Source organism: Bellilinea caldifistulae, assembly GCF_001306055.1.
GTDB classification, from domain to species: domain Bacteria; phylum Chloroflexota; class Anaerolineae; order Anaerolineales; family Anaerolineaceae; genus Bellilinea; species Bellilinea caldifistulae.
Genome location: NZ_LGHJ01000002.1, coordinates 19,194 through 41,639 on the forward strand (window position 1 = coordinate 19,194; position 22,446 = coordinate 41,639).

The following is a 22,446-nucleotide window of genomic DNA, read 5'->3' on the forward strand; positions in this document are numbered from 1 at the left end:
AATGAGCGAGCTCAGTTCACTAAGGAAAAACTATCATCAAGAAATTCTCCAAAAGATTGTTCGTCTTAACACTCATCCTGACAAGGGTAGTAGATATCCATCTTTTGCTGATAGCAGCAGCAAAAACAGCATTGCAATTGCGTGGAAATTAATCGAAAAAATCAATACGGAGAGTATAACCTTTGTTGAGGATCAATCCATCACAGCTCAAACAGCCGGTGGACGCTTTGAGGAAATTACGCGTAACTTCTTACAAAATGCACTTGATCTGCTCACTCACCTCAGGGTTGGCGAGTGGCTCTATTACACCAGCATCCCGATTTCACGATTCGATCAATATGAACATTTAGCTGCTTTGGAAAAATTGAGCCGTGAAAATCCGCAAATTGCTGCCACACTTGGGGGAGATTACATCATCAAGCCGGATATTGTCGTAGCAAAAAAGCCTGTTTATCCTTCAAATATCAACCGCCCTCAAAGAGAAGTCATTTCTGATGACGAAGAAATTGCTGCGTTTTCTCCATTTATCTTTCGTTCCAATGCGCCGGAAAAATTGATATTGCATGCCAGTATTTCTTGTAAATGGACTTTGCGAAGTGATCGTGGTCAGAATTCGCGGACGGAAGCATTAAATCTCATTCGTAACCGCAAGGGAAGCGTCCCAAAAATTGTGGCCGTTACCGGTGAACCTTTGCCGATGCGAATTGCCTCTCTGGCGTTGGGTACTGGCGATTTGGACTGTGTATACCACTTTGCGCTCCCGGAATTACAGAAAGCCATTGAAGAATTAATTGAAAATACCGGGAGCAGCTTGGAAGATCAAAAAGATATGCTCAATACCCTCATCGAAGGACGGCGCTTGCGGGACATCAGCGACTTGCCTTTCGATTTGTTGCTCTAAATCTGTGATTGAGTTACTAACCGGTATAGCCGGATTTGCCGACTCGAGCGTCGCAGGGTGCGCGTTTCGACCCATTCGCCGCCGGCTGCCTCGATCCGTGTGGCAGTTTCGGTGTCCTCTTCCGCGCAGGTCAACCTTACCTCGCTCAATCCCATCGCGGCAGCCTGAGCCAGCGTCAGGCGCAACAGGGCATCCTCATAACCCTTGCCGCGCTCCGAGGGGCGGATTTCGACGCTGATTTGACCGCCTTTTTCCAGCAGCGTATCTGCCATGCGGTGGCGCAGCCGGCTGAAACCAAGCAGAGTCTTTTCATCACCCACCAGCCAGAAAGTCGTTTGCGGCACGACACCCGGCGGTAGGTCGTCCTCCCGGCTTTCCTCTGCCAGATTTTGCAGGAAGATGAAAAAGGTCTCATCACTGCCCTTGAGCAAACCGTTGAAGCGGGTATCCCCTGCGGCGTGAAAATCCCGCGCCAGATCCAACAGTTCCTCGCGCCATTCGGGGGTCAATTGAATCAGGTTCAGGTTTTCGGCGTTCATGGTTTCGTCCCTTCCTCTGACTTCTGGCAGGCAGGGCAAATCCCGAACAAAATCAAGTGATTGGTGACAATTTTATAACTGTACTGACCGGCAATGCCGGAAAACAGCCCCTCTACTTGCTGGTGAGAGAGCGTTTCCACCCTGCCGCACTGCTGACAAACCAAATGGTGATGCGGAGGATCGCTGAAGGCTTCATAAACTGCCGCACCGCTGCCAATATCCGATACCGAAATGTGCCCCTTCTTTGCCAGCCGTTCCAATGCCCGGTAAACGGTGGAGGGGTTAACCGCCGGCAGGCGGGGTTGTATCTGCTCGTACACCTGCGCCGCCGTCAGGTGGCCGGGTGCATGGGCGTTTAACACGTCCAGAATGGCTGCATCAACTGAGGAAGATTTCATTTCAACACTGTTTTGCAAATATTTGCATTTGCAAATTTTGGATTATAATATGTTTACTCCCTTTTCCCCAATTCTATCAAATTTATGAGGATTCCGACATGCTTTACAGTCCCCAACCCATGCACATTCCCGATGGTTTTCTTTCGCTGCCGGTTGCGCTGGCATTATGGGTGGTTTCGATTGGGCTGATCGGCATTGCCATCCGCCGGTTGGAACACACCCTCTCGGAACGAGAAATTCCCCTTATGGGCATTCTGGCGGCAGCCATTTTTGCCGGCCAAATGTTGAACTTTTCGGTGACCGGCGGCACCTCCGGCCATTTGCTGGGGGCAGCCCTGGCGACCATTCTGCTCGGCCCCTACCCGGCCATGCTGGTGATGACCGCCGTGGTCAGCGTGCAGGCGCTGCTCTTTCAGGATGGCGGGCTGGTGGTGATGGGCGCTAACCTGTTCAACATGGCGATTGTCGGGGTGTGGGTGGCGTACGCCGTTTTCTCCCTTATCCGCCGGTTGACGGGGGAAACGCGCGCCGGCCTGCTGGCGGGTGGTTTTGCCGCGGCGTGGAGCTCGATTTTCGTTGCCGCGCTGGCCTGCGCCTTGGAACTGGCTCTCTCGGGGACTTCACCCGCCAATCTGGCTGTGCCGGCCATGGGCGGTATTCACGCCCTGATCGGCATCGGCGAGGGGCTGATCACGGTTGGCGCCCTGGCTTTCATTTACGCAGCCCGGCGCGATTTGCTCACCCCGGCAGGACGTTCTCAGGCGGTCAACCGCCCGGTCTGGCTGGGCGGCGGGCTGATTGCGCTGGTGCTGGTGGTCTTTTCGCCGCTGGCTTCCAGCCATCCCGATGGCCTGGAATGGGTTGCCGAACAACTGCAGTTTATCGAAACCGCCCGCCCGCCCGCATTTGAAATCATCCCTGATTATCTTGTCCCCGGCATCTCCAATGAGGCGCTGGCAACCATTCTGGCCGGGGTCATCGGGCTGGTGGTGGTCAGTCTGGCGGCTATGTCGGCGGGGCTGGCACGTCGGCGGACACGCCCGCAGGGTTGATGGACGAATCCTTCCCGCCCCTGACGGTCGGCGGACGCGGGCTGTACGGTCTGGACGGACGGGTCAAAGTACCCCTGACCCTGGGGCTGATTCTGACGGCTGCTTTGCTGCCCAACCGCCCCGGGGGTGCCTACCTTCTATTAATCAGTGCCTTGTGGGCGGCGGCTCTGGTCAGTGGTGTGCCGCTCACCCGTCTGATTCGGCGCGGCTGGCTGGCGGGGCCGTTCGGGCTGGCTGCCCTGCCGTTGCTCTTTACCACACCCGGCACGCCCCTGCTGACTCTGCCGGTGGGGGAAGGGCTGACCCTGACCGCCGCCGGCCTGATGCGCTTTACCGCCGTTTTGCTCAAAGCCTGGATTTCGCTGCAAGCCGCTGCCCTGCTGACGCTGACAACTTCCATCCCTGCCATCCTTCTCGCCCTGCGCGCTCTGAAAGTTCCCCGCCTGCTCCTGATGGTCATTGCCCTGATGAGTCGCTACCTGTTCGTTTTTGGCGAAACCGCCCGCCAATTACTGCAAGCCCGCGAAGCGCGTAGCAGCCAGCCCGACCCGCACCGCCGGACGGGCGGGAGTCTGGGGTGGCGGGCGCGGGTCACCGGCGGGATGGCCGGCAGTCTGCTGATTCGTTCCTTCGAGCGCGCCGAACGGGTGTATGCTGCCATGCTGGCGCGTGGCTACGATGGCGAGGTGCGCGCTCTTCCCCAGCCCGACCTTTCCCCGGATGCGTATCGCATCCTCGGTGGTGGTGCGTTTTTCTTCTTGCTGGTGATTGCTTTCGGATGGCTGACGACCGGAGGCGGGCGATGAATCCGTTTCTGGAAGTCGAAAACCTGACCTACACCTATCCCGATGGGCGACCGGCTCTGCGCGGGATCGGCTTGAAAATCCTGCCCGGTGAACGGGTTGCGCTGGTTGGCCCGAACGGCGCCGGTAAATCCACCCTGCTGCTGGCGCTGGCCGGTATTTTACGCGCCGAAGGCCGCATTCTTGTAGATGGCACACTCCTGACGCCCGCCAGCCTGCCGCGTCTGCGTGCCCGTATCGGGTTGGTCTTCCAACTACCGGATGACCAGTTGTTTTCCCCCACCGTGTACGAGGACGTGGCGTTTGCTCCCCTGTATCAGGATCTGCCCCCCGGCGAGGTGCATGCGCGGGTTGAAGAAGCCCTGGCCGGGGTGGGGATGCAGGCGTTCGCCGGACGGATGCCGCACCATCTGAGCATGGGTGAAAAGAAACGGGTTGCCATTGCCACCGTGCTGGCAATGCGCCCGGCCATGCTGCTGCTGGATGAACCCAGCGCCGGTCTGGATCCGCGTGGGCGGCGCGAATTGATTTCCCTGCTCAACGGCTTGCCGCAAACCTTGCTGATCGCCACCCACGATTTGGATCTGGCCGGGCGACTCTGCCCGCGCATGGTGATTCTGGACGGGGGGCAAATTGTGGCCGATGGCGAAAGCCGCGCCCTGCTGGCCGATGCAGACCTGCTCGCCGCTCACGGGCTGGTTTGAGCGGCGTGCCTTTCGATCACCTCGCGTAAGGTCGGGTCAATCTGGTTGATCACCGCCGGGATTTGAGCCGGCGGTACATAGTACTGAAGCACCTGCCAGAAAGCATCTTCCAGAATGAAGCGGGCAAAGCGCCACTCACCACTGACCGGCAGGGGCTGGGCAATCGGAATCCACTGCAAGGTCGGCAGCCAGGCCGGGTATTGTTGGCGCATTCCTTCCTGCGCCAGCATTGCCGAGGCTGCCCCCAGCGGATAACCTCCGCCAGCCTGGAGCAGAGCCGCCTGAATTTCCGGTTGAGTCATCCAACGGATAAACAACCACGCCGCCAGTTCGCGTTCCGGCTGACTGCGCAAAATGCCGTAGGAAAGGCCGCCAACCACCACCACCGGCCGGTCACTCGCCGGGAAGGGCAGCGCCATCCAGACATCCTGGCTGCCCAAACGCTGCATGGCGGCAGTGAGAATGGGCAGATCCAGCAGCGATGCTGAAAAGTACAGCGCACGCCGCGTGGCAAAGGCTTCTTCGGGTGGGATGCGCCCGAAAAATGCACAGCCCTCATCCACCATGCCGCGTAAAAACTCGGCTGCTTGGAGGGTCTGCGGTTGATTGAACGACAGGCGCGCCGGCTCACCCTGAAGGGGGTTGGCCAGCCCAAATGATTTCAGCCAGGCGTAAATCGTCCAGCCGTCGGTATCCACCATCCAGCCGCCGCTGCCGTCATTGCTGCCGATGCGGTCGGTGTTGTTGGCCTGGGCTGCGGCGCAGGCGTGTTGCTTAAATTCGGCTGCGCTTTCGGGCGGGCGGCTGAAACCCAGTTCCGATGCCCACGTCAGGTTGTAGAAAAAGACGCGCGGGGCGCGCAATGCCGGTATGCCGATTTGCTGACCGTCGGCCTGATCCTGCTGCCAGAACACCAGCGGAAAATCGGCGCGGCGTGCCTCGCTCAACCCCCAGCGGGGGTCGAGCAAAAAATCATTCAAGGGGCGGATGCGGTTGCCGTTGGCATGCCAGTACAGCAGATGTTCCGACGGGGCGACGATCAGGTCGGGTGCAACGGCTTCCGGCGAGGGAGTTTCCAGCCGTTGGGCGGTTGCCATGCTCGAACCACTCGATTCGGCCAGCACGGTAATCCCCCACTCATTGGTCTGGTTGAACTCGGCTACCGCCTGTTGCAGGGCGGCTGCCAGACTGCCCGTCCACGGGTAAAGCAGGCGGATTTCCAGCCCGCGCAATTCGGCAAATGGATTGGCTGTGGGTGTGTACGCCGGGGTGGGTGTATCGGTCCGCATGAGGGTGGGCATGACCGGGCGGGTGCGGGTGATTTGAGGAGTTGCTTCTTCTACCTGCGGCGGCGGTAAAACCGCCGTACAGGCCGCCAGCAGCCAGGTCAGCAGCACCAGCAGGGGGGCTACCCTCCGCCGAGCAGGTAAATGATGGAGTAAGCGCCACGGAGCAAGCATCAGTCAAAATCGGTGGGCAGGTGCGGGTTGCGGTAATGCTCGAACAGACGGCGGATTTCCGGCAGGGTGGTGCGTGCCACCGAAAGCGGCGGGATTTCATCCTCACCAAAAAAGGCCGCTCCGCCGGTTTCGATGCTCTCGGCCGGTTGCCCACCGGTCAACTCACAGATGAAGAAGAGTTTATACAGGTGAAAAATGTAGGGTGGATGGCCGTTCTTGGGGGCGTTGCGATCCACCAGCATGGCCAGTTTAACGGCGCGGCATTGGTAACCGGATTCTTCGAACACCTCGCGCTCGACTGCACTGCGCGGCGATTCGCCCACATCAACCCAGCCGCCGGGTAACGTCCAGCCGCCGTCGGCTTTTTCCAGCACCATCAGCAGTTTACCGTCCTGAAAGACCGCCCCGCGCGCATCCAATTTGGGGGTGGCGTAACCGGCTTCGGCGGCAAAGATGCGTTCGAGCGTCTCAAATTCGGTTTGGCCGTATTCTGCCATCAGGCGGGCTGCCAGCCGGCGCAGGGCGTTAAACCGTTCAATATCGAATGGATTGGTCGAATACGCCAGCCCATCCTGTGCCAGCGCCTGAATTTGCTGTACCCAGCCCAGCCAGCGAGGTTCGGTCATCGAAAACCCTTTTCCGAGTGGATTGGGGGTAATTGTAACACGGGTGCAGGCTCAGGGTGCCGATTCAAACACGGTCCTGTACACATCCTCTCCGAAACTGGTTTGGAGCGGCTGCCCTTCAAACAATTTGTAGGTGCGCCGTCCGCCGCTTTTGCGCTCGGCGCGTAAAAAGAGTGCGTTGGGCAAACCCTGCTTGTAGAAACCATCCGCCAGCGTGAATTGATGGGTCACAAAGAATACTTTGATTTTGCGTTCCAGCAGCGCCAGGGTGATCTGGCGGGCAATTTCCGCGCCTTCCCGCTCATTGGTAGCCGCAAATGACTCGTTGAAAAGGACCAGGGCATGCGGGCGGATGTGATCGGCGATGGCGCTCATCCGGCTCAACTCTTCATCCAGTTTGCCGCTTTTCATGCTGCTGTCTTCGCGGCGCTTATAGTGGGTGAACACGCCGGAACAAAGGTTTGCCGTGAACTGCTCGGCCGCCACGAACATACCCGACTGCATCATCACTTGCGCCTGCCCGATGCTGCGTAAAAAAGTGGACTTACCGCCCTGATTTGGACCGGAAACAATGATGACCCGCTCATTTCCGCTCAATTGAAAGTCATTGGGGACAATGCGAGCAATCTCACCGCGCAGTTGAATGGCCAGCGCCAGATCGAAAGCCTCGGCTGCCAGCACTTCTTTGCTGCGGATGCTGACGGCGGGAAGGCAGAACTTCAATCCGCCTTTCATCAACGGCAGGATGGTTTCCAGGTAGGCCACATAAAACTGCATCTCACGGTCAAAGGTGAGGATGAAATCAGCCATGAACCGGCTATGTTCAGCGCAAAAGCGATGGAGACGCTCGAACAATTCGGGGTTCAGGCGTGCCACCAGATCGAGAATTTGCGCCTCGACATGATTCATGCTGGACACAATATTCAGCTTGACCAGATAATCCTTGACTGCGCCTTGTTTGAACTTCTCGAAGGTTTTTTCGACTTCGATGCTGTAATCAGTTTCCCCATCGTAGGGGCGTACTTTGACGGTGGTATCTTTGATCAGCACGCAGTACCGCACTGTCGAGAGGTCTTTCTTCAACTGCTCGGCTTCGTCCCGCAGGCGCTGAAACTCCGATGAAGCGGTGTACGCCCCCAAAATCTGCCGGAAAGCCAGCAAGCCTCGGGATTGCAAGTCCGCGCTGCTCAAATCCTGCTCCAATTGCAGGACAGACCGTACATACACCAGCGCCGCTTCCAGAAACCATCCTTCGCGATGATTTTGATGGTCAATTTCACTGCTCAGTTTTTGGTAACGGCGCAGAATGACCATTTGGGCGGCAAAGGTCTGCATTTTGATCAGGGTCGTTTCCGTCATCAAATCGCGCACGATTTCCTGACGAAACCGAATGGTCTCTTCGTCCTGAACGGCGGTGTAATAATCGGGTTTCAGGTCATAATCCTGCTTGCTGGCGGTGATCCAATCCACAATCTGATCCAGATTCAGGTCGCGGAAGTAAGCGGGGGGCTGGTCGCGCACGCCGGCCGCTTTTTGCGGGGAGGGATACAACAATCCAATCGAGTCCATCGTCATACTTTCACCATACCGGGTTCATCGTAACAAAAAGCCTCTACTGATCTGCCGATTCAGTAGAGGCTATCAGTCATTCGACGGTTAAAGCGAGCCTCATCGCTTTTGTGAATTTATTTTATCACAAACCGGTCAGGCATGATAAAATCTGTGCCAACAGGCTATGGCGTTTACCCCCACTCACACCGACCGCTTGATCAATGTGGTGCTGGCGCTGGCGCAGTACCCCATCCTGAGCGGACGCATCCGCCAGCAGATGCGCCGCGAGTTGTTCGCGCGCGGCATCATCCAGCCGGCCGACTTTGAAAACGAGGTGCGCCGGTTGGCGATCCTCTCGCAGGAACGCGAAGGCCTGCGCAACCCGGTCGGCGAAGAACCCGCCGAGGTGTGGGAAATCCGGATCAGCCGCATTCGCGATCACCTGACCGATTTGCGCTTCAGCCAGCACCTGACGCTGGACGTGCTGGAAAACATCATCAGCGAAGTGCTGAGTGAACGCGGCATTGACATGGTCGGGTTGATGCTCTCGCTCAACCCGGAAACTGCCCCGCTGGATCTGGTCTTTGAACAGGCGATGACCATTGAACGCCTGCCGCCGGAGGAGCGCCAGAAGTACGAAGCCCGCCTTCAGGAAACCAAGGTGGTGCTGATTCGCAGCCTGATCAGCGATCAACTGCGCTACATCAACATTGCCAAGCGCTGGTTTACCATTGATGATTTGCAGCAAATCCGCCGCCACAAAATTGGGCCGGGGCGCATCGGCGGCAAAGCCGCCGGTATGCTGCTGGCGCACCGCATTTTACGCCAGACCAACTCGCTGGGTGAGGACACCTGCCTGATCACCCCCGATTCGTACTATGTCGGCGCGGACGTGTTCTACTCGTTCATGTCCATCAACAATCTGTTTCACTGGAATGACCAGAAGTACAAGACCGAAGCCGAGATGCGCGCCGATTACCCCCAGATTCTGCACGAATTCATGGAGGGGGATTTTCGTCCGGATATTGCTCAACGGCTGGAGGCGCTGTTGGGCGGTGTTGGCAAACATCCGTTGATCGTGCGTTCGTCCAGCCTGCTGGAGGATAACTTCGGCACGGCTTTTGCCGGAAAATACGAGAGTGTCTTCCTGCCAAATCAGGGCAGTCCGTCCGAAAACCTGCGCGCTCTGACGAGGGCGATTGCCCGGGTGTATGCCTCCACCCTCAACCCGAACGCCCTGCTCTACCGCCGGGCTCGCGGCCTGCAAGATTACGACGAGCGCATGGCAATCCTGATTCAGGTGGTACAGGGCGAACGTTTTGGGCGGTATTTTCTACCGCATGCCGCCGGGGTGGCTTTCAGCCGCAATTTATACCGCTGGGCACCTCAGATCCGCCGTGAGGAAGGTTTTGTCAGGCTGGTGTGGGGGTTGGGCACCCGCGCCGTGGACCGGGTGGGCAACGATTTTCCGCGCCTGATTGCGCTCAGCCATCCGCTCTTGCGTCCTTCGACCGACCCCAAAGCCATCCGTCGCTATTCCCAACAGTACGTGGACTTGATTGATCTGGAGGATAATGCCTTCAAAACCCTGCCGGTGGGGGAGGTGCTGAAGGGAGACTACCCGGTGCTGCGGTATGTAGCTCAGGTGGAGGAAGACGGTTACTTTGCCTCCTTACGCTCACGCTATCTTGGCGATGGCAAACACCTGGTGTTGACCTTTGAAGAATTGCTGCGCCGCACCCCTTTTGCCGAACGGATGCGTGATCTTCTGCGCACGCTGGAACGCCATTACGAGGCCCCGGTTGATGTTGAATTCACCCTCTCGATTCACGAAAAGAACGGCGTGCCGGAATTGTGCATCACCATCCTGCAGTGCCGTCCGCAAAGCCAGTTGCAGGTGACCGCGGCAGCGGCGCTGCCCACCGATTTAGATCCCCAGGATGTCATCTTCAAGACCCATTTTGTGGTGCCCGAAGGCACGCTGGAGCGGATTGACTACGTGGTTTTTGTGCCGCCGGAGGGCTACTTTGGGCTGGAAAACCTGAACCTGCGCAATGAACTGGCGCGCGCCATCGGCCGATTGAACAGCGCGCTGGAAAACGAGCGTTTCATCTGCGTTGGGCCGGGGCGCTGGGGCAGCAGCAATTCCGATTTGGGTGTGCCGATTGATTACGGCGACATTTACCATGCCCGTGCGCTGGTCGAACTGGCCGGTCAGGGTTATGGCCTGCCGCCGGAGCCGTCCCTGGGGACTCATTTCTTCCAGGATCTGCTCGAGTCCCAAATTTACCCGCTGGCCATCTACCTCGATCAGCCCGGCAGCGTTTTTCGGCGCGAATTTTTCTACCACACGCCCGACCGGTTGAGTCAATGGCTCGAAATCCCGCCGGAGTTGAGCAAAAGCCTGCGTCTGATTCGCGTGGCCGATTATCGCCCCGGTCACCATTTGGAAATTGTGATGAGCGATGAGAAAGGGGTGGCGGTGGCTTTCCTGCGCGCGGATGAGGACAATCAACCTACGAGATTTTGAAGCTCTCCAGCCCTTCCAGTTCGTTCATCTCGGTGGTAATCAGTTCGTATAAATCGGTCTTGCGGGAGCGGAAAGAAACCTCCACCTCCAGGCGTTTGTTTTTGATATTTTTACGGATGGAGACGATTTTGGCGTTGAGTTTGTGCTTTTTCCAGATTTTGTTGATGTCCTTGAGGGCATTCGGACGGTCTTGAAGATGCAATTCCACGGTCACGGCTAAATCGGGGCCGAACAGTTTTTTCTCGGCCAGATCGAGCAATTCCAGCACCACCAGCAGCAAACCGGTGGCGGCGGCAGCCGGGATGTAGTAACCGGCGCCTACGGCCAGCCCAACGACCGCCATAGTCCACAGAGAAGCGGCGGTGGTCAGTCCTTTGACGTTGGGGCCGTAGCGCAAAATGGCGCCGGCGCCCAGAAAACCGATCCCGGAAATGACCTGGGCTGCCAGACGGGCCGGATCGCCGTTGGGAGCGTATTGGTGGAATTGCATGGCAAGGTTGATTGAAAGGGTCATCGCCAGCGTGGCGCCGACTACCAGGACGATGTGCGTGCGCCAGCCGGCCGGCTGGTTTTGTCGTTCGCGCTCGAAGCCGATGACTGCGCCCAGGGCAGTGGCAATCAAAATTCGCACAAGGATATCGGTTTCACTGATCATCTGGGTCTCCTGGAGGGAATAGAACAAATATTCTAATAATTTAGAAAACACACCCATCCCCTCCGCTTTGAGTATAGCATAAGCGCTGTTTCACATGAAACATCACCCAAAGTCAGATTCGTTTCACGTGAAACAAAACGGGGCGAGCGCTTGCCCGCCCCGTCGATTCAGCCGGATTTCTGTCAGAGTTCCTGCCGGCGGAAAATGAGCCAGGCTGCCAGCAGCGCCGCCACCAGCATGCCGGTGCTGACCGCCAGACTGCCCCAGTAAGCCGTTTCCGGCTGAATGAACAGCGTTGCGCTCCATGTCACCAGCTGCGCCGGCAGGTAAACCGCCACCATCTTGCTGATGCCGATCACGCTCAAGCCCAACAATACCGCAAAGGAAAGCCCGGCCGCCACGGCCTGACTGCGGCTGATGGTGCTGAACAGCAGGGTTAGCCCGGCGTAAACCATCGTGTACAGCCACAACAAGCCGTTCATCGCCACCCAGCGGTCAAAGGGCAGGAATTCAAACAGCAGACCGGTGTAATAATAGCCCGCCAGTCCGGAGATCAACAGGCTGAGGGCAAAAACCAGCCCAAACGCAGCCGCTTTGGCCATTAAGAACGCCCCGCGCGGGAGGGGTTTGCTCAGCACCAGCGCCGCTGTGCCGCGTTCCTTCTCCCCCGAAACCGATCCCATCGGCAGTAATATGGCAAACAAAATGGCAAATTGGCTCAGATTCTTGATGTACTGACCGATTGCATCCACCACTGTTGGCGGCGGAATCAGTTCGCCGAGTGCTTCGCCTCCCGGAATGGCACCTAAAATCTGGGGGGTGAAGTAAGCCAGCAACGGCGAAAGCAAACCGAACAGGCTCAGGACGATCACCGTCACCAGCAGGCGGTAGGTGCGCCACTGCTCCCGCAATTCTTTGGATAGTGCGGCCCAAAACAGGTTCATCTGTGCACCTCTTCGTTGACCAGATTCAAAAAGACTTCTTCCAGCGAAGGCTTAACCGCCTCAAACCGCTCCACTGCCAGTCCACTTTCGGCCAGAGCCTGCAGCAACCAGCCGCGGGCATTTTCTACATCCCGAACGCGGATGCGGACGGCGTTTCCGTCCACCTGTACCTGTTCCACCATGGCTTCCCGGCCAATTTTTTCGGCCCATTCGGTCAGCGGACGGTTACCGTTGGCGGTCACTTCCACCCGAAAGACCGGCAGGGCATAGGCAGCGGTCAGGTCTTCCTGCCGTGCCACTCGCAGCATGCGCCCTTTGTGAATGATACCGACCGTGTCGCACACCCGCTCCACATCCGCCAGGATGTGAGTGGACATGAACACGGTACACTGGCCGCGCAGGCCGGCAATCAATTCCAGCACATCCCGCCGCCCGGCTGGATCCAGCGCCGAAGCGGGCTCATCCAGAAACAACACCTCCGGCTGATTGACCAGCGCCTGGGCAATTCCCAGCCGCTGGCGCATACCGCGCGAGAAGCCGCGAATTCGTCGTTTGCGAACTTCCCACAAGCCAACCTTTTCCAGCAGCTCTTCGGCGCGTTTGCGGCGGGCTGCCCCGCCCAGACCAAACAGCCTGCCAATGTATTCCAGAAATTCCTGAGCGCTCATCCAGCCGTAAAACGCCGGTTCTTCCGGCAGGTAGCCGATCCGGCGCGCCAGTGCGCCGTTATGACCAATTTGAACGCCAGCCACGCTGGCATGACCACCGCTGGGGTGCGCCAGTCCGGTGAGGATGCGGATGGTGGTGGTTTTACCGGCACCGTTCGGGCCGAGAAAACCAAAGATGCTGCCCGGTTCAACTTCCAGTGAAAGTCCATCCAGCGCACGCACCGCGCCGTAGGTCTTAACCAGATTTTCGATGCGAATGGCGCTCATTCTTCCTCCTTTCCAAACATCAGGTAGGCAATCGGGCCGAACAGGTTGACGAACAGGATGACCAGCAGCCAGACCCACTTTGGCCCACGGGTGCGTTCGCGGCGCAGCAGATCAATCAGCGCCACCAGCATCAGCACCCCCTGCAGAATGACCACCGGGATTAAAAAGGGAAGGAAGCGGGTAAGTTCCTCGAAGTTCACGATTTCTCCTCCGTGTGCTGCTGCGCCAGACTGACCACGCCGCTCAACCCGCCCAGATTCATGGTGTCCACCGCGCTGGAGGGTACGATCACCAGCGCGCCTTTTTCTTTGAGGCCCTCGAAGAGCATGTTCATTGCTCGCAGGTGCAGCGCGGTCGGGTTGTTGATGTAAGCCTGCGAGGCCTGGGCAAAACTATCGGCAATTTGCTTTTCGGATTCCCCGAGGATGACCCGTGCCTGTCGTTCGCGCTCTGCCTGCGCCTGTCGGCTCATGGCGTCTTCCAGTTCCTGAGGGATGACGATATCGCGGATTTCGACACTCTGCACGGTGATTCCCCAGGGTGTGGTGCGCTCGTCAATGATCTGCTGCAATTCGGCGTCCATTTTGGCGCGCCCAACCAGAATGTCGGAAAGCGGTTTCTGCCCGATCACCTCGCGCAGGGCGGTTTGGGCAGCCCAGGCAATGGCGGTTTTGTAGTCCTCCACTTCCAGGGCGGCTTTTTCGGCATCCCACACAACCCAGAAGAGCACCGCATCCACATCCACCGGCACGGTATCGCGGGTGAGGGTCTTTTCGGCATTGAAGGGGGTTACCATGACGCGATGGTCAATCCAGGTCGAAACCTGATCCACCAGCGGGAGGATGAAGAAAAGCCCCGGGCCGCGCAGTCCGACAAACCGCCCAAAACGCAGCACGACCGCCTTTTCCCACTGCCGCGCCACCTGAATGGCAAACAGGAAGAAGAAGCCGATCAGCAGGAAAAGCAAGAAGATGGCTGCTGCCCAGCCCTCCGAAACGCGGTTTTCCAGGTAAATGGCAGCCAGCGTGCCGAGCACCCAGAAGATGACCGCCACGGCCACGCCGATTCCGCTGACGCGGAAGGGGAGTTCCCGGCTCAGGCGCGGTTCTAATTTCTCTTTACGCGATTCTTTCTTTTGCATGGCAAACTCCTTTGATCATGATCTTCGAAAACGGCTCAATCCTCGGCCGTTTGCGTGTGATTCAATTGCTCGATCTGTGTTTCCAGCAGGGCGCGGATTTGATCCATACTGAAACCCAGCGCCAGCGCATCCCGCAGGTAGTGGCGGGTGAGTTGCTCAAATGCCTGCCGCCGCTCCCGCTCGCGGTTTTCCGCCTGTCCGGCCGACCAGATGTAGGTGCCACGCCCTTGCTGGGTGGAGATCAGCCCCATGCTATCGAGAATGCGGTAGGCTCGGGCAACCGTGTTGAAGTTGACCCGTAAATCGGTTGCCAGCTGACGTACCGTGGGTAATTGATCGCCGGGCTTCAGTTCGCCGCTCAACACCCGGTTTTGAATTTGTTCGACAATCTGGGTGGTGATGGGCGTTTCGGAACGAAAGTCAATGTGCAGGTTGAGGTTGGCCAAACCGTCCTCCGCATCGTGGATTAAAATTGTATTATTGTATCATTGAATAATTGTACAAGATAATTATAGAAAAGTCAAGGGTTGCTGGATTTGAGTCGGTCAGTTTTTGTTGCGCGGCTTCGCGCCGGTGGGTTGAGGTGAGGGTCATTTACAGGCGGCGCGGCGGTTTCCCCCCAAGCCGTTGCGGCGGCAAGGGCATGTCATTACGAGCCGCCGTCAGGCGGCGTGGCAATCAGAGCGGGGCGGCGGGCGTAAGCCCGCCGCAGGGCGGAGCGCATACCGGCGGGCGAAGCCCGCCGGTGAGCGTAGCCCGTCCCGCTCTTGGCGTGAGGCGCAAAGCCGAGCGGTTATGAGGGAGCAACAAGCGACCGAATGCGAGGCTTTGCAAGGGGAAGCCCCCCTTGGGGGGGCGGGGGTTTGAGGCGGGGGGGCAGAGTGAGGCGGGCTTTGCCCGCCGAACGGAATTATTTTAGGGGCGGGTTTAGCCGATTGCGGAGCGGAGCGGAGCAACGGCGTTTGAAACCCGCCCCTTACCTTATTCAAAAAAGGGCTTGTCCTTTGCGGGTGCTGGTGTTTCCGCAAGGTGCAAGCCCTTCGAAGTTTTACTACCATATATGGGGGTGTCAATTGTTACTTGTGCCATATATGGGGGATGTGGTAATTTAAGGATGTTCATCTATTCCACTTTGAGGAGGCTATAAATGGTTTTTCGTAATTGTTCCAGTGAGGATGAAGTTTTAGATAATCTTGCTATTCTTTACAGGGTGCAGTTATCCCTTGTAAAGGACGCAAGAGAGCGGGGGAAAGTGCCTGCTTTCAATATGGCTTATTTTTTTGCGGATGTTTTAGATTGTTTGGGACGGCTAGATTACGAGGCTTTGGTTAGGGTGATGGGCGAGAGTGTGGCTAGAAAAATTTGGGATGAGGTGAAGCCTTTCAATGGACGGGCGAATTAGTCGGCTTGAGTTTTCCAGACGACAAAAACAGGTTTTGGCGCTGATTGCACAAGGTTATACGACCGGTCAGATTGCTTTGTCTTTGGGCATAAGTAAGCGAACCGTTTTGGCTTATTCGGCATATTTGCGAAGCATGACCGGTACTGCTAACAATGCTGGCCTGGTGCATGTGTGTTGGCAGTTGGGCGTTTTGCCTTTGGATGAAGGCCGGCCTTCCTAGTCGAGCGTAGCCCAAGCCCCGCACGGAGTAAGGGGCGCAGGGCGGAGCGAGTGTGTATGTGAAGCCGAAGCCCGCAAGCGGAGCGTTTAGCGGAGCATTGCGGGCGTAGGCTTGACCTACCCTTTGCCCCCGCAGGGGGCAAGCGCATTGTGGGGGGCTTGCCCCCCACAGGGCGCAAACTTTCAATGGCGGACATTTGCTAGCCCGCAGCCCGGAGGGCAAGGGCGGTAGCAAAGGACGCCGTGAGGCGGGCGGGTTTTGTGCGTGAGTGAAGCGGAGCGGAGCGAACGCACGAAAACCCTACCTTGATTAGCCCGCCGAACTTACCTTTTCTTTCAGGTCTGAATCATGGTTCACGACCGCTGATCGGCACTCACCCACACTCATCAACGGGGCATGTTCACGACCGCTGACCGGCACTCACCAACACTCATCCACGGGGCATGATTCACGACCGCTTACCTATGCTTGCCAGTGGGGCATGATTGATGTTGGCCACCAGAGCGTATCACTTACGATTTACTTTATTCACTTACGGCATAAGTTGAATGTTTGCTTACTGCTTTGCGTCAGTTTCAATCCGTTGTTCTGAGACGCTTTATCGAAACTATGTGTTTCAGGGTGAAACGGCTACTTTGCTTTCATTCAATCAGTTTTTTTTATCCTGCTCTACGCCGTCAGGCAGCGTGGCAATCTCCTGCACAGGTGATTGAGTACCACTCAACCGCTCTCTATCGGTGCAGATGCCCGATCAGCGCTGGCGGAAGAGCAGCCGCAGGCTGCCGGTGAAGGCTTCACTGCCCTCGCCGCAAGTCGGCGCTTGCAAACCGTTGATGGTCTCGCTCAATTCCCCCACCCGCAGGCTGTACACCACCCCGGCCTCCATATCGAAATCGGCATAACCCAAACTGATCGAGGGCATCAGTCCGGTGAAAAAGGTCTCAATACCCCCATCCCATGCCACCGTGATGGCGATGCCCGGCACGGGTTTTCCGGCGCTGTCCTGTACCTCGATTAACAAGCGCGGCTGAGCTCGATTCGCTTCGCACACCGGGGTTTGTTCGGCCAGTTCAAACGGCGCCCCCAGGGTTGGCAGCGGACTGGGCTGGACGCGCGGTGTGAAGGTCGGGCGCGGTGTCGGCGGTGGGCTGGTCGGGGTTGGCGGGAGCGTCGCCGTCCAGACCGCCTGGTTCAAGTCGAGGGTGGGGAAGGTCTGCGGGGTGCCCGGCAAGTCTCCACCGCCGGATGGCGGGGAGGTGGGCAGGCCGGGTGGCTGGGTGAGAACGGCACTTTGCGGGGCACTCAGCGCGGCGGCCAGTTCCGCCAGAGCGCGGATGTCCGCTTCGCTACCGCCAGCCGACTGCAAGCGCAAAGCCTGATCGGCAAGGGTTTGGGGGAGCAGATTATCCCGCAACAGACCCAGGCGGGCGCGGGCGCGTTCCAGATTCGGCTCAGCCTGAAAAGCACGCGCGATCAGCAGGCGGTAGGTGTCTTTTTCCGCCTCTGCCAGCAAAAAGGGCGAGGTATCCACCACCTGCACCGGAGCAATCACCAGCGAAATCAGCAGTCCCAGCAGCAAACCGATCACCAGCCCGGTCAACAGGTAAAGCGGCGGCTGGCGGGGGCTTTCATCCTCTTCGTAGTAATCGTCCTCGATCATGGCATTGCGCTGGGGGTGAGGGTTGGCAGCCCCTTTTGCAGGGCTTGAAACAGGTTGGCAAGGGTTTCGATGTCACTGCGGGCATAACCCAGCTGCTGGCCGGTCAGGATGGCTTGCTGCACCTGACGCAGCGGCGGCGCATCTTCCAGCGCCCTCAAGCGTTCGAGCGCAGCGGCAAGATCGCCATCCTGCCGGTAAATTTCAGCGGTCATCAGCACATAATCGGCTTTGTAGTCCGAGCGCAGGGTGTGCAGGGCAAAACCGCTGGTCTGGGTGGGGCGCAGCACCCAGCCGTAAAAGATGCCGGCGGCTGCTCCGATGCCGATCATCACCACAAACCAGATCAAACGGCGTAAGCGCAACGCATCACCCCTTCAACATTGGCATGCGGATGCCGCGTTGCCGGGCGCTCTGGATGGCGAGCGGGTAACCGGCATCGGCATGACGCACCACCCCCATGCCGGGATCGGTGGTCAGCACCCGTTCCAGCCGGCGGGCAGCCGCCGGAGTTCCGTCCGCTACGATTACCATGCCGGCGTGCTGGCTGAAACCAATGCCCACCCCACCGCCGTGATGGAAGGAAACCCAGGTTGCCCCGCCGGCCGTATTGATCAGAGCGTTGAGAATCGGCCAGTCGGAGATCGCATCGCTGCCGTCGAGCATCGCCTCGGTTTCGCGGTTGGGAGAAGCCACCGAGCCGGCGTCCAGGTGGTCGCGCCCGATGACGATGGGCGCTTTGAGAATGCCCTGCGCCACCATCTCGTTGAATTTGAGGCCGGCGCGGGCGCGCTCGCCGTAACCCAACCAGCAGATGCGCGCCGGCAGCCCCTGGAAGGGTACTTTTTCGCGGGCCATCTTCAACCAGCGGTGCAAATGCTCGTCATCGGGGAAGAGTTCCATCACCGCCTGGTCGGTGCGGTAAATATCTTCGGGGTCGCCGGAGAGCGCCACCCAGCGGAACGGCCCCTTGCCTTCGCAGAACAGCGGGCGAATGTAAGCAGGCACGAAACCGGGAAAGTTAAAGGCATCTTTGACGCCGTGGTCGTAAGCTCGCTGGCGCAGGTTGTTGCCGTAATCGAACACCTCCGCGCCGCGGCGCTGAAATTCGAGCATGGCTTGCACATGGCGCGCCATCGAATCAAGGGCGCGGCGGGCGTATTCCTGCGGTTCAGTTCGGCGCAGTTCTTCGGCCTGTTCCACACTCAAACCGCTGGGGATGTAACTGAGCACGTCATGAGCGGGGGTCTGGTCGGTGACCACATCAGGAGTGATGCCGCGGGCAGCCAGCTCGGGGTAAATATCGGCGGCGTTGGCAATCAAACCAATCGAACGCGGTTTACCCTGGTGCTGGTACTCCTCCACCAGCGTCATGGCTTCTTCCAGTGTGTCCACCACCTCGTCCACATAGCCGATCTCCTGCCGCCGGCGGGCGCGGGCCGGGTCAACTTCCACGATCAGCCCGACCCCTTCGTTCATGGTAATCGCCAGCGGTTGAGCGCCGCCCATGCCGCCCAGGCCGGCGGTCAGCACAAACTTGCCTTTGAGCGAGGGCCAGCCTTTTTGGGCCGCCAGCGAGGCAAGCGTTTCGTAGGTGCCCTGCAAAATGCCCTGGGTGCCGATGTAAATCCACGAACCGGCGGTCATCTGCCCGTACATGATCAGGCCTTTGGCCGCCAGCTGGTCGAAGTGTTCCTGCGTTGCCCAGTGCGGGACGAGATTGGAATTGGCAATCAGCACGCGTGGTGCGTCGGGGTGGGATTTGAAGACCGCCACCGGCTTTCCGGACTGCACCAGCAGGGTTTCGTCGTCTTCCAGGGTGCGCAGGGTTTCCAGAATGGCGTCAAAGGCTTCCCAGTTGCGGGCGGCCTGACCGCGTCCGCCGTAGACCACCAGATCCTGCGGGCGTTCGGCAACCTCTGGGTCGAGGTTGTTTTGAATCATGCGGTAAGCGGCTTCGGTCAGCCACGATTTACAGGTCAACTGCGTCCCGCGCGGGGCGCGCACCACACGAGCACCAGCCATGAACCACCTCCGGGGCAGGGTTATTAGAAAATTGAATAGGGACTACGGTTATTTTACAACAAATCTCCCCAAAAGCCGGTTTTCCTCGTGGGGCAAACCCGTTTCCAGCAAATTGCTGCGGTGTATTTGACGAAAATCAAAGAAGCAAGCCCATCTTTTTGGTAAGATTTTTAATGAAAATTATTATAAATATTATCTTTTTTGGAAGGATGTTTCCATGAGTGAACTGATCAACAACCGCCAGCAGCGCATTGAAATCATGAAAGCGATGATTCGTCAACTGCATCAGGGAGTTGCCGAAGAAAAGGTGCAAAAACAGCTGGAAACTTTGCTGGACGAAGCCGATTACAGCGATGTTTTCCTGATGGAAATGCAACTGATCCAGGAAGGCATACCCGCCGAAGCGATTCAGGAACTTTGCGATACCCACACGCGAGTTTTGAAGAAGCATCTTGACCTGCAGGAAACACCGGAAACCACCCCGGGTCATCCGGTGCATACCTTTATTCAGGAAAACCGCGAACTGACCCGTACCACCGCCCAAATCCGCCACTGGATGCGTAAAATCGAAGCCCTGCCACCTGAGGCGGATGCCGCCTCGATGATGGACTCCATACATGTGCTGCTCAATGCGCTGATGGATGTGGAAAAACACTACCGCCGCAAAGAGAACCTGCTCTTCCCGTATTTTGAGAAAAACAACCTGCACGGCCCGCCAACGGTGATGTGGGGCAAGCACGACGAAGCGCGGGAGTTGTTGAAAGGCGCGTTGGAAGGGCTGCAGCAATTGACCGCCTGCACGGCTGCCGAAGCCCAAGCCTACAATCTCTTTGCCGTTACACCGGCGATTGAAGCGATTGATGAGATGGTGTACAAAGAGGAAAAAATCCTCCTTCCTACCGCCCTCAATCTGCTGACCGAGCAGGAGTGGTACGAAATCTACCTGCAAAGTGATGAGTACGGGTACTGTTTGTACGCTCCGCAGTTTGAGTGGATACCCGAAGGTGGTTTTCACAAGGAAATCCGCAAGCCGCTGGCTCAGGATGGGCGCATTCAAATGCCGACCGGCAGTTTTCGGCTGGAAGAATTGATTCAGGTGTTCAAGACGTTGCCGTTCGATATTACTTTTGTGGACAAAGATGACACGGTACGCTACTTCAGCCCCGGTAAAGAACGCATTTTTTCCCGCTCGCGGGCTATTTTAGGCCGCAAGGTGCAGTACTGCCATCCACCCAAGAGTGTGCATATCGTCAACCAGATCGTCCGTGATTTCAAAGAAGGCAAACAAGATCGCGCTCGTTTCTGGATCAACCTGCATGGACGATTGGTGTACATTGTTTATTATGCCGTGCGCAGTGATGAAGGCGAGTACCTCGGTACGCTGGAAGTGACTCAAGACCTGACCGAAGTGCGCGGCCTGGAGGGTGAACGCCGCTTGCTGGAATATGACCGCCTGCCGGCCGATGTTCATTAAGGAGTGCAATCATGGAAATTACTCCCAAAAGCAAGATTCACGATGTCCTGACCCACTTTCCGCAATTAGAGGAGGAAATTATCCGTGCCGCACCGCCGTTTGAGAATCTGCGCAATCCCCTCCTGCGCCGCACGGCGGCAAGGCTGGCGACGCTTGAACAAGCCGCCCGGATAGGCGGTTTGAATCCTCTGGAACTGGTCAACCGGCTGCGCCGTCTGGCGGGACAGCCGGAATTGACCCGTACGATGGATCTGCCGTCCCCTGCTGATATTCCGCCAGCCTCTGCCGATGACCCTGACTGGGTGAGGGGCGAACCGCAATTTGTGATAGACGGCAATCAACTGTTGGCGCGCGGTGAAGTGCCGCTTAATCACATCAATCAACTTCTCGCACAACTGGAAGAAGGGCGCAGTATCTTATTGATCACCGATTTTGAACCGCTGCCAATGATCGAATCCATTCAGAAACAAAACCGAAAAGTGTACCATAAGTTGGACGGTCAAAATCCTCATCGGCATCTCACCTATTTTGGCTGAGAGAATCGACCTGCCCCTGCCTGCGGTTTGTCTGGTTGCATTTTCAAAGTCAACAGAACACTCCCCCTCATCTCACTGAAAAACAGGTCAATAACCCGGAAAGGGGTTATTGACCTGTGTGAAGTTGTGGAAGGGGAAGAGCGTTATTCCTTTTTGCCCACGTTGGGGAAACGAGGCACGGCCGGTTCGGTGGGTTCTTCTTCCTTGCCCATCACCTTGTCTTCCAGTTTGCTGATCAACTGGCGTTGGCGCTGAATAATGTTGTACAGCACATCGCCAATCGAAATCACACCGATCAGACGGTCATTTTCAATCACCGGCAGGTGACGCACCCGGTAGCGGGTCATCAGGTCCATACACTCTTCCACTGTCTGGTCGGGATGAACGGTGTGGACGTGACTGGTCATGATCTCGCGCACTTTGGTATCCCGTGAGGAACGTCCCTGCAAAATGACCTTGCGAGCGTAATCCCGCTCGCTGATGATGCCGACCATGTGATCATTTTCCATGACGATCAATGCGCCTACATCTTTTTTTGCCATGGTGCGCAGTGCTTCAAAAACGGTTTCTTCCGGCCCAATCGTCCAGATATCGGTGCCTTTAATTTGCAGAATATGTCGGACGGTGTTCATGCTGCCTCCTTTTTCAGTGTCGAAAAGCGGTGAGCGTTCTCTACACCTTATTTTATCCCATCCACCGGTTGCATTCAATTCTGTTTACAAGTTTTCATAGAAAATAGATAGAATTTGATAGTTTTCGGGCAAACCGTTCAAATGCGACACTGTGTGAATTTTCACCCCCACCGCCCGCACAACGGCGGCGCGCAGGACTGCGCCGCGATCGGCGATCCGCCGCCCCGTCAAGTCCTCATCCCGAATTGCCATTAAAATAAA

General features: G+C 57.5%; 26 protein-coding genes and 1 riboswitch. Of the genes, 10 read left to right on the top strand and 16 right to left on the bottom strand.

Going from position 1 to position 22,446, the window contains the following annotated elements; genetic code table 11:
- The first annotated feature begins 1 nt into the window (after position 1).
- Complete coding sequence (locus AC812_RS00395; RefSeq protein WP_061913013.1) at positions 2 to 901, top strand: NgoMIV family type II restriction endonuclease; 900 nt, start codon at positions 2 to 4, stop codon at positions 899 to 901.
- Here AC812_RS00395 and AC812_RS00400 read toward each other — a convergent pair.
- Both AC812_RS00400 and AC812_RS00405 read right to left on the bottom strand, forming a co-directional pair.
- On the bottom strand, positions 898 to 1,440 hold the full coding sequence (locus tag AC812_RS00400) for a GNAT family N-acetyltransferase (protein WP_061913012.1): 543 nt from the start codon (positions 1,438 to 1,440) through the stop codon (positions 898 to 900). The two genes, AC812_RS00395 and AC812_RS00400, sit on opposite strands and share 4 nt — an antisense overlap.
- Positions 1,437 to 1,838 carry a Fur family transcriptional regulator gene (locus AC812_RS00405; protein ID WP_061913011.1) on the bottom strand — a complete coding sequence of 134 codons (402 nt, stop codon included), beginning with the start codon at positions 1,836 to 1,838 and terminating at the stop codon, positions 1,437 to 1,439. Before AC812_RS00405 ends, AC812_RS00400 begins: the two co-directional genes overlap by 4 nt.
- A 98-nt stretch (positions 1,839 to 1,936) precedes the next feature.
- On the opposite strand from AC812_RS00405, the gene AC812_RS00410 reads away from it, so the two are divergent.
- The 3 genes from AC812_RS00410 to AC812_RS00420 are packed head-to-tail and all read left to right on the top strand — an operon-like array spanning position 1,937 to position 4,397.
- Entirely contained in the window at positions 1,937 to 2,890 is a 954-nt protein-coding gene (locus AC812_RS00410; protein ID WP_061913010.1) for an energy-coupling factor ABC transporter permease, read from the top strand.
- On the top strand, positions 2,890 to 3,696 hold the full coding sequence (gene cbiQ / locus AC812_RS00415) for a cobalt ECF transporter T component CbiQ (RefSeq protein WP_061913009.1): 807 nt from the start codon (positions 2,890 to 2,892) through the stop codon (positions 3,694 to 3,696). The genes AC812_RS00410 and cbiQ overlap by 1 nt, the downstream gene beginning before the upstream one ends.
- On the top strand, positions 3,693 to 4,397 hold the full coding sequence (locus tag AC812_RS00420) for an energy-coupling factor ABC transporter ATP-binding protein (protein WP_061913008.1): 705 nt from the start codon (positions 3,693 to 3,695) through the stop codon (positions 4,395 to 4,397). The genes cbiQ and AC812_RS00420 overlap by 4 nt, the downstream gene beginning before the upstream one ends.
- Here AC812_RS00420 and AC812_RS00425 read toward each other — a convergent pair.
- The 3 genes from AC812_RS00425 to AC812_RS00435 are packed head-to-tail and all read right to left on the bottom strand — an operon-like array spanning position 4,382 to position 8,058.
- Positions 4,382 to 5,857, bottom strand: coding sequence for an extracellular solute-binding protein (locus AC812_RS00425; RefSeq protein WP_082148859.1), 1,476 nt, complete (start codon positions 5,855 to 5,857; stop codon positions 4,382 to 4,384). The two genes, AC812_RS00420 and AC812_RS00425, sit on opposite strands and share 16 nt — an antisense overlap.
- Entirely contained in the window at positions 5,857 to 6,483 is a 627-nt protein-coding gene (locus AC812_RS00430; protein WP_061913006.1) for an NUDIX hydrolase, read from the bottom strand. Before AC812_RS00430 ends, AC812_RS00425 begins: the two co-directional genes overlap by 1 nt.
- Before the next feature lie 51 nt (positions 6,484 to 6,534).
- Positions 6,535 to 8,058, bottom strand: a complete 1,524-nt coding sequence (locus AC812_RS00435) for a MutS-related protein (protein WP_082148858.1) — start codon at positions 8,056 to 8,058, stop codon at positions 6,535 to 6,537.
- A gap of 50 nt (positions 8,059 to 8,108) precedes the next feature.
- Positions 8,109 to 8,168: riboswitch (Fluoride riboswitch) on the bottom strand.
- Between the two features lie 50 nt (positions 8,169 to 8,218).
- Here AC812_RS00435 and AC812_RS00440 point away from each other — a divergent pair.
- Positions 8,219 to 10,564: a PEP/pyruvate-binding domain-containing protein gene (locus AC812_RS00440; protein WP_061913004.1), complete on the top strand. Its 2,346-nt coding sequence runs from the start codon at positions 8,219 to 8,221 to the stop codon at positions 10,562 to 10,564.
- Here the strand turns inward: AC812_RS00440 and AC812_RS00445 are convergent.
- From AC812_RS00445 to AC812_RS00470, 6 genes are all read right to left on the bottom strand, one after another.
- Positions 10,551 to 11,219 (bottom strand): MgtC/SapB family protein, encoded by a 669-nt coding sequence (locus AC812_RS00445; protein ID WP_169787237.1) that lies wholly within the window; start codon positions 11,217 to 11,219, stop codon positions 10,551 to 10,553. The genes AC812_RS00440 and AC812_RS00445 overlap by 14 nt on opposite strands.
- A gap of 182 nt (positions 11,220 to 11,401) precedes the next feature.
- Positions 11,402 to 12,163 (bottom strand): ABC transporter permease, encoded by a 762-nt coding sequence (locus tag AC812_RS00450; RefSeq protein ID WP_061913002.1) that lies wholly within the window; start codon positions 12,161 to 12,163, stop codon positions 11,402 to 11,404.
- Positions 12,160 to 13,098 carry an ABC transporter ATP-binding protein gene (locus AC812_RS00455; protein ID WP_061913001.1) on the bottom strand — a complete coding sequence of 313 codons (939 nt, stop codon included), beginning with the start codon at positions 13,096 to 13,098 and terminating at the stop codon, positions 12,160 to 12,162. The genes AC812_RS00450 and AC812_RS00455 overlap by 4 nt, the downstream gene beginning before the upstream one ends.
- Entirely contained in the window at positions 13,095 to 13,298 is a 204-nt protein-coding gene (locus AC812_RS00460; protein WP_061913000.1) for a PLD nuclease N-terminal domain-containing protein, read from the bottom strand. The genes AC812_RS00455 and AC812_RS00460 overlap by 4 nt, the downstream gene beginning before the upstream one ends.
- Complete coding sequence (locus AC812_RS00465) at positions 13,295 to 14,239, bottom strand: slipin family protein (RefSeq protein WP_082148857.1); 945 nt, start codon at positions 14,237 to 14,239, stop codon at positions 13,295 to 13,297. The genes AC812_RS00460 and AC812_RS00465 overlap by 4 nt, the downstream gene beginning before the upstream one ends.
- Positions 14,240 to 14,274: 35 nt before the next feature.
- On the bottom strand, positions 14,275 to 14,685 hold the full coding sequence (locus AC812_RS00470) for a GntR family transcriptional regulator (protein WP_061912999.1): 411 nt from the start codon (positions 14,683 to 14,685) through the stop codon (positions 14,275 to 14,277).
- Positions 14,686 to 14,882: 197 nt separating this feature from the next.
- Between AC812_RS00470 and AC812_RS17385 the strand changes: the two genes are divergently transcribed.
- The 3 genes from AC812_RS17385 to AC812_RS00480 all read left to right on the top strand — a co-directional run bounded on the left by AC812_RS17385 (position 14,883) and on the right by AC812_RS00480 (position 15,861).
- Positions 14,883 to 15,038 (top strand): hypothetical protein, encoded by a 156-nt coding sequence (locus tag AC812_RS17385; RefSeq protein ID WP_157235359.1) that lies wholly within the window; start codon positions 14,883 to 14,885, stop codon positions 15,036 to 15,038.
- A 348-nt stretch (positions 15,039 to 15,386) separates the two neighbouring features.
- The gene (locus AC812_RS00475) at positions 15,387 to 15,641 is read left to right on the top strand and encodes a hypothetical protein (protein ID WP_061912998.1); all 255 of its coding nucleotides are present in this window, start codon (positions 15,387 to 15,389) and stop codon (positions 15,639 to 15,641) included.
- Positions 15,625 to 15,861: a response regulator transcription factor gene (locus AC812_RS00480; RefSeq protein WP_061912997.1), complete on the top strand. Its 237-nt coding sequence runs from the start codon at positions 15,625 to 15,627 to the stop codon at positions 15,859 to 15,861. Before AC812_RS00475 ends, AC812_RS00480 begins: the two co-directional genes overlap by 17 nt.
- A 751-nt stretch (positions 15,862 to 16,612) precedes the next feature.
- Here AC812_RS00480 and AC812_RS00485 read toward each other — a convergent pair.
- The 3 genes from AC812_RS00485 to hutU are packed head-to-tail and all read right to left on the bottom strand — an operon-like array spanning position 16,613 to position 19,543.
- Positions 16,613 to 17,521, bottom strand: coding sequence for a hypothetical protein (locus tag AC812_RS00485; protein ID WP_061912996.1), 909 nt, complete (start codon positions 17,519 to 17,521; stop codon positions 16,613 to 16,615).
- Positions 17,518 to 17,883 carry a hypothetical protein gene (locus AC812_RS00490; RefSeq protein ID WP_061912995.1) on the bottom strand — a complete coding sequence of 122 codons (366 nt, stop codon included), beginning with the start codon at positions 17,881 to 17,883 and terminating at the stop codon, positions 17,518 to 17,520. The genes AC812_RS00485 and AC812_RS00490 overlap by 4 nt, the downstream gene beginning before the upstream one ends.
- Positions 17,884 to 17,887: 4 nt before the next feature.
- The gene (gene hutU / locus AC812_RS00495) at positions 17,888 to 19,543 is read right to left on the bottom strand and encodes a urocanate hydratase (RefSeq protein ID WP_061912994.1); all 1,656 of its coding nucleotides are present in this window, start codon (positions 19,541 to 19,543) and stop codon (positions 17,888 to 17,890) included.
- Positions 19,544 to 19,760: 217 nt separating this feature from the next.
- Here hutU and AC812_RS00500 point away from each other — a divergent pair, with 217 nt between their 5' ends.
- Positions 19,761 to 21,017 carry a DUF438 domain-containing protein gene (locus tag AC812_RS00500; protein WP_061912993.1) on the top strand — a complete coding sequence of 419 codons (1,257 nt, stop codon included), beginning with the start codon at positions 19,761 to 19,763 and terminating at the stop codon, positions 21,015 to 21,017.
- A gap of 11 nt (positions 21,018 to 21,028) precedes the next feature.
- Positions 21,029 to 21,553, top strand: coding sequence for a DUF1858 domain-containing protein (locus tag AC812_RS00505; RefSeq protein WP_061912992.1), 525 nt, complete (start codon positions 21,029 to 21,031; stop codon positions 21,551 to 21,553).
- 143 nt (positions 21,554 to 21,696) lie between these two features.
- Here AC812_RS00505 and AC812_RS00510 read toward each other — a convergent pair whose 3' ends face one another.
- Both AC812_RS00510 and AC812_RS17390 read right to left on the bottom strand, forming a co-directional pair.
- Positions 21,697 to 22,185: a CBS domain-containing protein gene (locus AC812_RS00510; RefSeq protein ID WP_061912991.1), complete on the bottom strand. Its 489-nt coding sequence runs from the start codon at positions 22,183 to 22,185 to the stop codon at positions 21,697 to 21,699.
- Between the two features lie 84 nt (positions 22,186 to 22,269).
- Positions 22,270 to 22,437, bottom strand: coding sequence for a hypothetical protein (locus AC812_RS17390; RefSeq protein WP_157235362.1), 168 nt, complete (start codon positions 22,435 to 22,437; stop codon positions 22,270 to 22,272).
- Between the last annotated feature and the right edge of the window lie 9 nt (positions 22,438 to 22,446).

Coding starts and splice junctions, on each gene's coding strand:
- AC812_RS00395 (WP_061913013.1), top strand. CDS start 2: ATGAGCGAGCTCAGTTCACTAAGGAAAAACTATCATCAAGAAATTCTC.
- AC812_RS00400 (WP_061913012.1), bottom strand. CDS start 1,440: ATGAACGCCGAAAACCTGAACCTGATTCAATTGACCCCCGAATGGCGC.
- AC812_RS00405 (WP_061913011.1), bottom strand. CDS start 1,838: ATGAAATCTTCCTCAGTTGATGCAGCCATTCTGGACGTGTTAAACGCC.
- AC812_RS00410 (WP_061913010.1), top strand. CDS start 1,937: ATGCTTTACAGTCCCCAACCCATGCACATTCCCGATGGTTTTCTTTCG.
- cbiQ (WP_061913009.1), top strand. CDS start 2,890: ATGGACGAATCCTTCCCGCCCCTGACGGTCGGCGGACGCGGGCTGTAC.
- AC812_RS00420 (WP_061913008.1), top strand. CDS start 3,693: ATGAATCCGTTTCTGGAAGTCGAAAACCTGACCTACACCTATCCCGAT.
- AC812_RS00425 (WP_082148859.1), bottom strand. CDS start 5,857: ATGCTTGCTCCGTGGCGCTTACTCCATCATTTACCTGCTCGGCGGAGG.
- AC812_RS00430 (WP_061913006.1), bottom strand. CDS start 6,483: ATGACCGAACCTCGCTGGCTGGGCTGGGTACAGCAAATTCAGGCGCTG.
- AC812_RS00435 (WP_082148858.1), bottom strand. CDS start 8,058: ATGACGATGGACTCGATTGGATTGTTGTATCCCTCCCCGCAAAAAGCG.
- AC812_RS00440 (WP_061913004.1), top strand. CDS start 8,219: ATGGCGTTTACCCCCACTCACACCGACCGCTTGATCAATGTGGTGCTG.
- AC812_RS00445 (WP_169787237.1), bottom strand. CDS start 11,219: ATGATCAGTGAAACCGATATCCTTGTGCGAATTTTGATTGCCACTGCC.
- AC812_RS00450 (WP_061913002.1), bottom strand. CDS start 12,163: ATGAACCTGTTTTGGGCCGCACTATCCAAAGAATTGCGGGAGCAGTGG.
- AC812_RS00455 (WP_061913001.1), bottom strand. CDS start 13,098: ATGAGCGCCATTCGCATCGAAAATCTGGTTAAGACCTACGGCGCGGTG.
- AC812_RS00465 (WP_082148857.1), bottom strand. CDS start 14,239: ATGCAAAAGAAAGAATCGCGTAAAGAGAAATTAGAACCGCGCCTGAGC.
- AC812_RS17385 (WP_157235359.1), top strand. CDS start 14,883: ATGTCATTACGAGCCGCCGTCAGGCGGCGTGGCAATCAGAGCGGGGCG.
- AC812_RS00475 (WP_061912998.1), top strand. CDS start 15,387: ATGGTTTTTCGTAATTGTTCCAGTGAGGATGAAGTTTTAGATAATCTT.
- AC812_RS00480 (WP_061912997.1), top strand. CDS start 15,625: ATGGACGGGCGAATTAGTCGGCTTGAGTTTTCCAGACGACAAAAACAG.
- AC812_RS00485 (WP_061912996.1), bottom strand. CDS start 17,521: ATGATCGAGGACGATTACTACGAAGAGGATGAAAGCCCCCGCCAGCCG.
- hutU (WP_061912994.1), bottom strand. CDS start 19,543: ATGGCTGGTGCTCGTGTGGTGCGCGCCCCGCGCGGGACGCAGTTGACC.
- AC812_RS00500 (WP_061912993.1), top strand. CDS start 19,761: ATGAGTGAACTGATCAACAACCGCCAGCAGCGCATTGAAATCATGAAA.
- AC812_RS00505 (WP_061912992.1), top strand. CDS start 21,029: ATGGAAATTACTCCCAAAAGCAAGATTCACGATGTCCTGACCCACTTT.
- AC812_RS00510 (WP_061912991.1), bottom strand. CDS start 22,185: ATGAACACCGTCCGACATATTCTGCAAATTAAAGGCACCGATATCTGG.
- AC812_RS17390 (WP_157235362.1), bottom strand. CDS start 22,437: ATGGCAATTCGGGATGAGGACTTGACGGGGCGGCGGATCGCCGATCGC.